We start from the raw sequence: 8,417 nt of genomic DNA, 5'->3' as shown, positions 1-8,417 counted from the left end.
CACAAGAACCGGTGGCCTCGTTTTCGAGCGTCGGATCGGCCTCATTTTCGAGCGTTGCCGACAGGCATTACGTTGTTTGACGATCTCCTGCAACGCGTCTTCGGGGAAAGCCTCGCAGACCACCTCCCTTCCCGCGTGCTTCCCCTCTCCGTTGACCCCCCGCGCGACCTCGCCCTCCTCATCGACGAGGAATACACGCAGATCGCCGCGCTTCTCGCGCCAGGGCGTCGAGCCAGTCACGAGGCGCGGGCGCGCATCCGCACGTTGCTGGCGATGGAGGCCCACGTTGAGCCGGAGACCCAGGTGTCGTCGAAAGACGTCGACCGCGTCGAGAAGGGCATCAAGACCGGCCAGTCGCGCATGGAGGTGTTCCCGAGGCTCGACAAGGTCGCCACGCGCGTCAGAGGTTCGGGGATCAACCTAACTGTGCACTTCACGAAGAAGGCTGGTGCACCGGTCCGATACGTCTCCGACGAGTTGTCCCCCGCAGCGGCGATCCGTGAGGTAGACCTCGCCCGGAAGTTCTACCTCTCCGCCAGCGACCTCGCAGCCAAACTGAGTCTTACGGGGCCGAGAAGCACCGCTCTCCGGCGACACCTGGGGATAGACCGGGACCCAGGCGCCTGTCATGTCTTCGTCTTTGACTCCCAGCGCATCGCGCGGTTCTCCGACAACGCGTACCGGGCGATGGCGGAGGCGACAGAACGACTGGATATGGCAGCGGTGTGGGACGCACACAAGCCCGCTGGTCGGCGGTCCACGCCGCGGTCTTGTGCGGTCGAGGGCTGCGCGGCATCGGGGGTTCCCGTGCTTTCAGGGCCGATCACAGAGGCGGGATAGGTTGGGAATCTCCGGCGCTCTGCAGGATCATGCAGCGCCGGGAGGTACCTATTGAGGATCCGTGTGTATCGGCGCTTCCTCTGCCATGCCCCGGCTGGGTCCAATGTGGGCGGAGACGGCCTGTGTGACGGTCGGTTAGTGCCCCGGAGCAAGTCGCGCTGCATCGGGTGGGGCCTCGCCGCCGGGTTGCCGCCTGTGGTCTGGCCGTCGAAGCACCTAGGCCTCCAATGTTGATTTCTGCCGGTCCGCTGCTCACATGCGTCGAATTAGTGACCGCATCTGCCGTGATCCGCCTGTCCTCGACGGGCTGCCGCGCCGGGTGGACTACAGCTTGTTGCCCGCGACCTCGGAGGACGGGGCGTGAGCATCGGGGGCGGCCTTGCGGCGACGCAGGATGACGACCTGGAGTCCGAGGATCACGACCACCGTGAGCCCGATCGCGCTGTACGTCAGCTCAGTGCCTAGCTCGCTGCCGGGCTCGTAGGTCAACGTGCCGGTGATGTCGGCCTTCTGCCCGCCTGAGGAGACCGGGATCTTCCAGTTGTTGATCAGGTGGGGATGCTTCGGGTCCTTCTGCACGATCGGGGAGTTGCTGACACCCATCCAGTGGATCCGGTGGTCGTGCCACTGAGCGTGGTTGGTGCTGCTGATCTCCACCCACACGGGCGGTTTGGCGGCGTTCGCGTCCTGGGGCAGGTTGCCGATGGACTGCTCTTTGTTCAGGTACGTCGCCGGCGACAGCTTGTTCTGCCAGACGCCGTGTGAGGTGATCTTGAGGTACTGGTCGCCCTGATAGCCGTAGACGATCAGCGGCGTCGACCCGGTGTTGGCGACGTTGATGTCCTCGCCGGTCGAGGGCACCCGCACCTGGATCCCAGCGATGGCCGGCGTGATGGCCTTGTACGCCGAGACGTAGGTCGAGAAGCCACCGGCGTAGGCCGGGACGGGAAGCCAGACGGCCAGGGCCAGCAGCAGGGCAGCACAGCGACGCAACGAGGGTCCTTCCAGAGTCTGCAGCGATGGTAGGCGAACCCCCGAGCACGCGTCCGGCCGGGCAGTTTCGTCATCCGACTAGAGTCGCCTCCCGTGGTGTCGAGAGCGGTCCGTCCGCAGGGCCGCACGGCCCGGTCAGTGGTTGCCCTCTGGGCCCTAATGATGGTCATTCTCGTCGCAGTGGCGGGCCCCGCCTCGGCCCATGCCGTGCTCGAGGGAAGCACACCACAGCCCGACGTCGTCCTGGCCTCCACGCCACGCAGCGTGTCGCTGACCTTCGACGAGTCCGTGACGTTGCTGCCGACCTCGCTTCGGGTCTACGGACCGAACGGCGACAGGGTCGATGCCGGCGACGTGGGGCACGCCGGCGGCAAGGGCCAGGACGTCACCGTCCACCTCCGAGCAGGAGGGACTCAAGGCACCTACTTGGTTTCGTGGCGGGTGATCTCCGCAGACTCCCACCCGGTCTCGGGCGCCTACACGTTCTCGGTCGGCAGGACCAGCACGGCGCCGACCGCGCCCACCGACACCACGAACAAGACCGTCGGCGCGGCCCTCGGCGCTGCCCGCTTCGTCGGCTATCTCGGCAGCGCGCTCCTGGTCGGGACGATGCTGTTTGTGGCGTGGTGCTGGTCTGACGGCTGGTCGCTGCGGCGGGTACGGCGGCTTGCCGCGGGCGGCGCCGCGCTGCTGCTTGTCGGCACTGTGGCGGACGTGCTGCTGAAGGGTCCGTACGACGCCGCGCTCGGGCTGGGTGGCCTGGGACAGGGCCGGCTGCTGCGGGAGGTGCTTGGGACGACTTACGGTCACGCCGCGATCGCACGTCTGGTCCTGGTGGTGGTCATCCTCGCCGTTTTGCGGCTGCGGCACGTCCCCCGTCTGCCGAGCACGGTCGGGGCGCTGGCATTGGGCGTCAGCTTTGCTCTGTCAGGTCATGCCGCGGCCGGGTCGGGTCGGATTTTGGCCACGATCAACGACACGTTGCACGTCGTGTGCGCCAGCACGTGGCTCGGTGGCCTGATCGTGATCTTGGCCGTCGTCCTGCCGTTGGCCGCGGACTCAGCGATCATCGTGGGGCGGTTCTCCGCGCTGGCAGCTGGACTGGTGCTCGTGATGGTCGTGAGCGGGATCTATCAGGCGCTGCGGCAGGTGGGGGCGTGGGCGGCGCTGACGGGAACGGCCTATGGCCGCGAGCTGTTGGCGAAGATCGGGATCGTGCTCGTGGTGCTGCTCGCCGCCTCCGGCTCACGGGCCTGGGTGCGGCGCCAGCGTCAACAGGTCACGTCGACCACGGTGCTGCGGCGCGCCGTCCTGGCGGAGGCGGTGGGCCTCGTCGTGGTGCTCGGGGTCTCGTCGGCGCTGGTGGCGACCGAACCGGCCAAGACGGCCTACCACCCGAGCATTGCGGCCAATCTGGTCATCGACGGCGACACCGTGCAGGTCTCAGCAGTGCCGATCAGTGACCGCCAGATGGAGCTGCACCTCTACGTGTTCGGCAGCGACCAGCAGCCGACCGATCCCAAGGAGATCGACGCCGCTGTCAGCCTCCCCGCCAAGTCCATCGGTCCGTTGCCGGTGAGCCTGAACGTAGCGGGTCCAGGTCACCGCCAGGGGACCGTGGACGTTCCGGTGGCTGGTGCGTGGCGACTCTCGATCACGGTGCGGACCTCGGCCGTGGACGAGGCTACGAAGACGATGTCCCTGCCCATCCGGTGATCCGGACGGACAGGGACGCGAGAGCTGTCTCAGGGCCGGCGGCGCAGCACGGCAACCGCCGCAGCGCCGACAGCGACGACAGCGAGGACGAGCGCGATGATCGAGAGCACCATCGGCGTGTGCGAGGAGTCCTTCTCGGTCACCACCGTGGTCGGCTTAGCGGACGTCGCTGACGAGGAGTCAGGGCCGCTCGCCGCGGTGCTTGCGGCTGAGCTTGGGTTCGTCGCTGCGGACTGCACGATCGTCAGCACCGGTGCCGGGTGCTCGGGCTCGTCCTGGCCTGCGACAGTGTCCTGGATCCACCGCACTACCGAGCCGTCGCTGTAGGTCTGGAGGGCCTTGAACTCCAGGCTGCCGGAGTCGGGCAGAGGCCCGACGGAGACGTCGAACTCTTCGAACTCGCCCGGCTTGATCGCGTTGGCGGCCGAGTCGGCGGTCCACACGATCCTCGACACAGCCTCAGTGACCTGGCCGTCGTCGCTGGAGATCGGCGTCTTCAGCTTCTGGTCGCTCACCTTGAACGACCAGCCGGGGTGCGGCTTGACGCCGACCGACGCGAAGGGATGGTCGGCCGGGAAGTAGACCGCGACCTTGGTGGTCGAGGCGGTGTCGGATTCGGTGGGGACGCGGAAGGTCAGCTTGGTGTAGCCGCCCGCCGTGGCCGTATTCGGATTGACGGTGACGTGAGCCGACGCGGGCAGCGCCAGGCCGACGATTGCCAGGGCAGGGGCGGCCGCGAGGGCGAGCCGGAGGGCAGAGCGACGCGTCATGGGTTCCTCGTGATCTCGATCTGGCCCCGGTGGTCGGGGAGGATGTATCGGACTCTACAAGACGTAGAATCGACCAAGCTGTTCGCCCGGTCGGCGCACGCCTAGCCTCGGCCCCGCCGACTCGGCTAGACGTGCCAGGTCGTGAAGAACCTCTGTCGAGGTGGCGGAGGTGGCGGCATGTCCATCACGTCGGGAGGGCTGCGTACGCCGTACCCGCGCGTGGCAGAGATGATTACGTCGCACAGCGACTCCTGGAGGCCTGATGAGATCAAACGACCGCGCCGGTGGCCGCCGCGCCCACGGCGCCCTGCGCGACCAGGTGCTCGACGTGCTCATCCACGCCAGCGAGCCCGTCACCGCGCGCCACGTCCTCGAGCAGCTGACCGCATCGGACGGAAGCACGCCGGCACTGACCACCGTGCTGACGGTGCTCGATCGGCTGCACCGCTCCGGCGAGGCCCAGAAGGAGAAAGTCTGCGGCGAACTGCGGTTCACGATCGCCCGCCACGCCGCCGAGGCGGTCGCCGACGACATGCTCGAGGCCCTGCTGCGCAGCCAGGACCGCAGCGGTGCCCTCCTCAGGTTCGCCGGCAGCCTGAGCCCCGACGACCTGGAGGTCCTGCGCCGGATGGTGGGCAAGGACCACACCGACGGCCCGGACGACGCCGACGGGGACGGAACGACCCGGTGACGATCTCGTGATCGCCGAGCTCGTCGCCGCAGGCTGCCTGCTGCTCCTCTACGCCGCAGCCGTTATGGTGGCGACACCCTACGTCGTGACCCACCGGCGTTGGACCAGCCAGATGCCGCGCACGGCCATGAGCCTGTGGATCGGTGCGCTCGGCAGTGGCGGTGTGGCGATGCTAGCCAGTCTTGGGTGTGCGATCTGGGCGGCGACCGACCTGGCATCGCGGCCTCGCCAGGCGTCGACGCTCTCGGTCTCCGACGCTCTCAACGGCATCGGCCTGACCCTGGTCGCCTGTTTGATGACGGCGATCGGCGGCGGCCTGATCGGCGTGCTCGCCTACCGCGCCGCCGTCAACGTCACCTTCCGCCGGCAGTTGCGAGCGGGCCTGGTCGCGGCCGTTGCGCCAACGTCGGGCTCGCGGCCGCGCACCGCGCCGACGATCGTGGTGCGCAGCGATCAGAGCAGCGCTGTCTCCATCCCTGGCCGGAAGCCCGTCATCGTGATCTCCTCGAACCTGCGCGACACCCTCTCGCCCGAGCATCTCGATGCCGTCGTCGAGCACGAGCGCGGCCACCTAGTCCAACGCCACCACCTGCTGATGCAGCTCGCTCACCTCCAGTACCGGTGCGTGCCCGGACTGCCCTGCGCCCGCTCACTCGAGCAGTCCTTGCAGCTGCTCGTCGAGCTGGCCGCCGACGACCACGCCGCCCGGCGCTGCGGCCGGCGCACCACGGCCACCGCGCTCCGCGCCCTGGCCAGAGCCACCGGGGACGACGGGCTGCGTCTGCGCGCCCATCGCCTCGAGACCCGCACCCGCTCCTCCCGGACCCAGGCCACTCATGGATGACATGCCCGGGATGGAGGCCGGCGGCATGTGGTCGATGACCGGGCCGATGTGGATGCCCGACCATCCGCCGACGCTCGGTCGCCTGTTCGGACTCCACCTCCAGCCGATCGCGCTGATGCCAGCTCTGGGAATCGTCCTGCTGCTGGGCTATCTCCTAGGGTTGATGACCCTGCGAGGCCGAGGCGGCCGCTGGCCCTGGCGCCGCACCGCGGCCTGGGTGACCGGCGTCGTTGCGCTGGAGCTGGTGACAGCGACCGGCGTCGGGGGCTACGGGATGACGATGTTCAGCGTCGACATCGCCCAGCACATGGTGCTCGCCATGGTGGTGCCGATCCTGCTGGCGCTCGGCTCGCCGTACACGCTCGCGCTGCGCACCCTCCCCCTCGCCAGTGGCACGCGGCGGCTGCTCGCCACCTTCCCGGCCACCCTGGTCGCCAAGCTCGCCGGCTCCTGGCCGGTGCGCTGGGTGCTCTTTCTCGGCTCCCTCTACGGCATCTACTTCACGCCGGCCTTCGGCACCCTCATGCACACCGTGTGGGGCCACAACCTGATGCTGCTGCACTTCATGTTTGCCGGCTGTCTCTTCTTCGGCCCGATCATCGGCCGCGGTGCGGCTGATCCCACGCGGCGCCTGGCGGAGTCGTTCGCCAGCACGCCTCTGCATGCCCTCTTCGGGCTGAGCATCATGGTCGTCAACCATCCCGTGGTGACGTTCTTCGAACACCCAGACCCGACCTGGCGCGTGAGCCCACTGAACGATCAAACGATCGCCGGCAGCATCGCCTGGGCCACCTCCGAGACGGCGACCTTCCTGGTCATGGTCGTACTGGTCATGCGCCTACTACGCCGATCCCACGACGGCGGACCGCTCACTCAGTCGCATGCCGAGGAGACGGCCCTCGGCCTCACTCGCTGACCTGGCCTACGTCCTCGCTCCGATCACTCGAAGGGGCGGTACCGCAGAAGTTGCATCTTTAGAAGGGCGATTCGACCGTCGATCTCGACGGTATGCACCCACTTGGACGGACAGGCGCGCAGGTCTTCGTATGCACGAAGATCGGCTTCGAGACGAGCGCGGTCCTTCGGAAACTGAATTCGACAACGCTGCGAACAGAATCGCGGCGCCCTGCCCTGCCGGTCCCAGGTGAACTCTTTGCTGCAATTGGGTCGCAGACAGCGGACAGTAGCGCTTGGCGGCTCGAGTTGACCGAGCGCGAGCTCGACGGCATTGGCGCGATCGCCTGTGATCAACTGGCGAATCACGGTCGCTGGGCGGGGCACGAAAACTCCTTTGACGGGTGGTGAGTCCGTCGGTGTGGTGGTGATCCCCAGTGGTATCACGTTCTGGACGTCGTTGCATACAGTTCCCTCAAAGAAACGAACCCAAGAGTTGACCTGCAGCGATGATGTCATCCCCCGCGATCTGTGGCGAGGGCCGCGAGCCCACTGATCGATGTTCAATTCTTAGACCCCGGCCCGAGGCAACTCAATGGGTTCGAATCTCTGTACATCGGGGGTCCGCGCGCCTACGCTGCGTCGAAGAGGAATCGACCAGTCGTGGGTCTGCGCGATGGCTTAAACGCCAAGAGCGCACCGGTTGCCCCCGGCGCGCCCTTGACTGTCGACGACTCCTGAGACACGCCTATTCAGCGAAGGAATCGTCATGCCCAACTTTAGTGGCTCCTGCCGACCTGTGCCATCGAGCGGGGATGGTGCCGAAGGACGCTGCTGACGATGAGTGACGCTGTTTGGTTCGTAGCCATGGAAGGTCCTGGGCGCACGGGCGAGTGGGATTGGGGGTCGCTCGGCGAGCCGGATCCCCGCGAGATGCATCCAGTGCGGAGGCCGAACTCGGGGGACTTCTCCCGCCACATCCCTGTTTCTGCCTACTCGCTTAAGACCCACTCGCACCACGAGCTGGAGTCGGCTTTGGAGCACGAGCTCTTGAGGGTGCTTGAGCAGAGGAGTGACGTGGTGTGGTTGCTGGCCCAGCCGGTGCGCCTGCATCTTCCGATGGATCGCCGCACGACCCACGTCCCGGACCTGCTCAGTGTCAATGCCAACGGGTCGGTGACGTTATGGGATGCGCGTCCTGGCGAGCGTGTCGACGATCGATTTGAGGCAGTGTCCGCCGGCACTGCGGCCGCGTGTGCGGAGGTGGGATGGAACTACGAGGTCTTCCGCGGTGCCCAGAGCCGGATCTTGCGGCTCAACCTGCGATGGCTTCACGAGGACCGGCGGCTGAGGCCATGGCACCGAGTCAAGCGCGATCAGCTTCGAAGCTTGCTGGATCGCTGTGGGGTTCCGGGCACGGCGACCGTCGGCACGGTGATAGAGGCTGAGGATCCGGAATTGGTTTCCGCCATGTGGCACTACATCTGGGCCGGCGAGATCGTTTGCGACCTCGAACTGCATCTGCGGGCCGAGACTGCACTGACCTGGGTGGGCTGCGATGAGTTGTGATGCCCAGGCACGTTGTGCGATCGGGTACGGCAAGCCCGTAGATAGGTGAAGGCCTCCCGGTGTGGAGTGGAGCTGTCTAGGACTTCACCCACCAGGGAGG

Annotated in this window: 8 protein-coding genes; 6 read left to right on the top strand and 2 right to left on the bottom strand. The window is 67.2% G+C overall.

The window, feature by feature from the left end:
- The first annotated feature begins 135 nt into the window (after positions 1–135).
- Positions 136–840: a DUF8611 domain-containing protein gene (locus KSO98_RS18265; RefSeq protein ID WP_225287193.1), complete on the top strand. Its 705-nt coding sequence runs from the start codon at positions 136–138 to the stop codon at positions 838–840.
- Between the two features lie 324 nt (positions 841–1,164).
- Here KSO98_RS18265 and KSO98_RS18260 read toward each other — a convergent pair whose 3' ends face one another.
- On the bottom strand, positions 1,165–1,833 hold the full coding sequence (locus tag KSO98_RS18260) for a hypothetical protein (protein ID WP_225287192.1): 669 nt from the start codon (positions 1,831–1,833) through the stop codon (positions 1,165–1,167).
- A gap of 162 nt (positions 1,834–1,995) precedes the next feature.
- Between KSO98_RS18260 and KSO98_RS18255 the strand changes: the two genes are divergently transcribed.
- Positions 1,996–3,549, top strand: coding sequence for a copper resistance CopC/CopD family protein (locus KSO98_RS18255; RefSeq protein WP_225287190.1), 1,554 nt, complete (start codon positions 1,996–1,998; stop codon positions 3,547–3,549).
- Between the two features lie 29 nt (positions 3,550–3,578).
- Here the strand turns inward: KSO98_RS18255 and KSO98_RS18250 are convergent, their stop codons facing one another.
- Positions 3,579–4,319: a YcnI family copper-binding membrane protein gene (locus KSO98_RS18250; RefSeq protein ID WP_225287187.1), complete on the bottom strand. Its 741-nt coding sequence runs from the start codon at positions 4,317–4,319 to the stop codon at positions 3,579–3,581.
- 262 nt (positions 4,320–4,581) lie between these two features.
- Between KSO98_RS18250 and KSO98_RS18245 the strand changes: the two genes are divergently transcribed.
- From KSO98_RS18245 to KSO98_RS18230, 4 genes are all read left to right on the top strand, one after another.
- Positions 4,582–5,010 carry a BlaI/MecI/CopY family transcriptional regulator gene (locus KSO98_RS18245; protein ID WP_225287186.1) on the top strand — a complete coding sequence of 143 codons (429 nt, stop codon included), beginning with the start codon at positions 4,582–4,584 and terminating at the stop codon, positions 5,008–5,010.
- 7 nt (positions 5,011–5,017) lie between these two features.
- A complete protein-coding gene (locus KSO98_RS18240) occupies positions 5,018–5,854 on the top strand; it encodes a M56 family metallopeptidase (RefSeq protein ID WP_225287184.1) in 837 nt (278 codons plus the stop codon).
- Positions 5,847–6,770 (top strand): cytochrome c oxidase assembly protein, encoded by a 924-nt coding sequence (locus KSO98_RS18235; RefSeq protein WP_225287183.1) that lies wholly within the window; start codon positions 5,847–5,849, stop codon positions 6,768–6,770. Before KSO98_RS18240 ends, KSO98_RS18235 begins: the two co-directional genes overlap by 8 nt.
- Positions 6,771–7,828: 1,058 nt before the next feature.
- Positions 7,829–8,317, top strand: coding sequence for a hypothetical protein (locus KSO98_RS18230; RefSeq protein WP_225287182.1), 489 nt, complete (start codon positions 7,829–7,831; stop codon positions 8,315–8,317).
- Positions 8,318–8,417 lie beyond the last annotated feature (100 nt).

This window comes from Nocardioides nematodiphilus, assembly GCF_020216525.1.
In the GTDB taxonomy this organism is placed as follows: Bacteria; Actinomycetota; Actinomycetes; order Propionibacteriales; family Nocardioidaceae; genus Nocardioides; species Nocardioides nematodiphilus.
This window is presented reverse-complemented; position numbering and strand designations above follow the sequence as displayed.

Coding starts and splice junctions, on each gene's coding strand:
- KSO98_RS18235 (WP_225287183.1), top strand. CDS start 5,847: ATGGATGACATGCCCGGGATGGAGGCCGGCGGCATGTGGTCGATGACC.
- KSO98_RS18245 (WP_225287186.1), top strand. CDS start 4,582: ATGAGATCAAACGACCGCGCCGGTGGCCGCCGCGCCCACGGCGCCCTG.
- KSO98_RS18250 (WP_225287187.1), bottom strand. CDS start 4,319: ATGACGCGTCGCTCTGCCCTCCGGCTCGCCCTCGCGGCCGCCCCTGCC.
- KSO98_RS18255 (WP_225287190.1), top strand. CDS start 1,996: ATGGTCATTCTCGTCGCAGTGGCGGGCCCCGCCTCGGCCCATGCCGTG.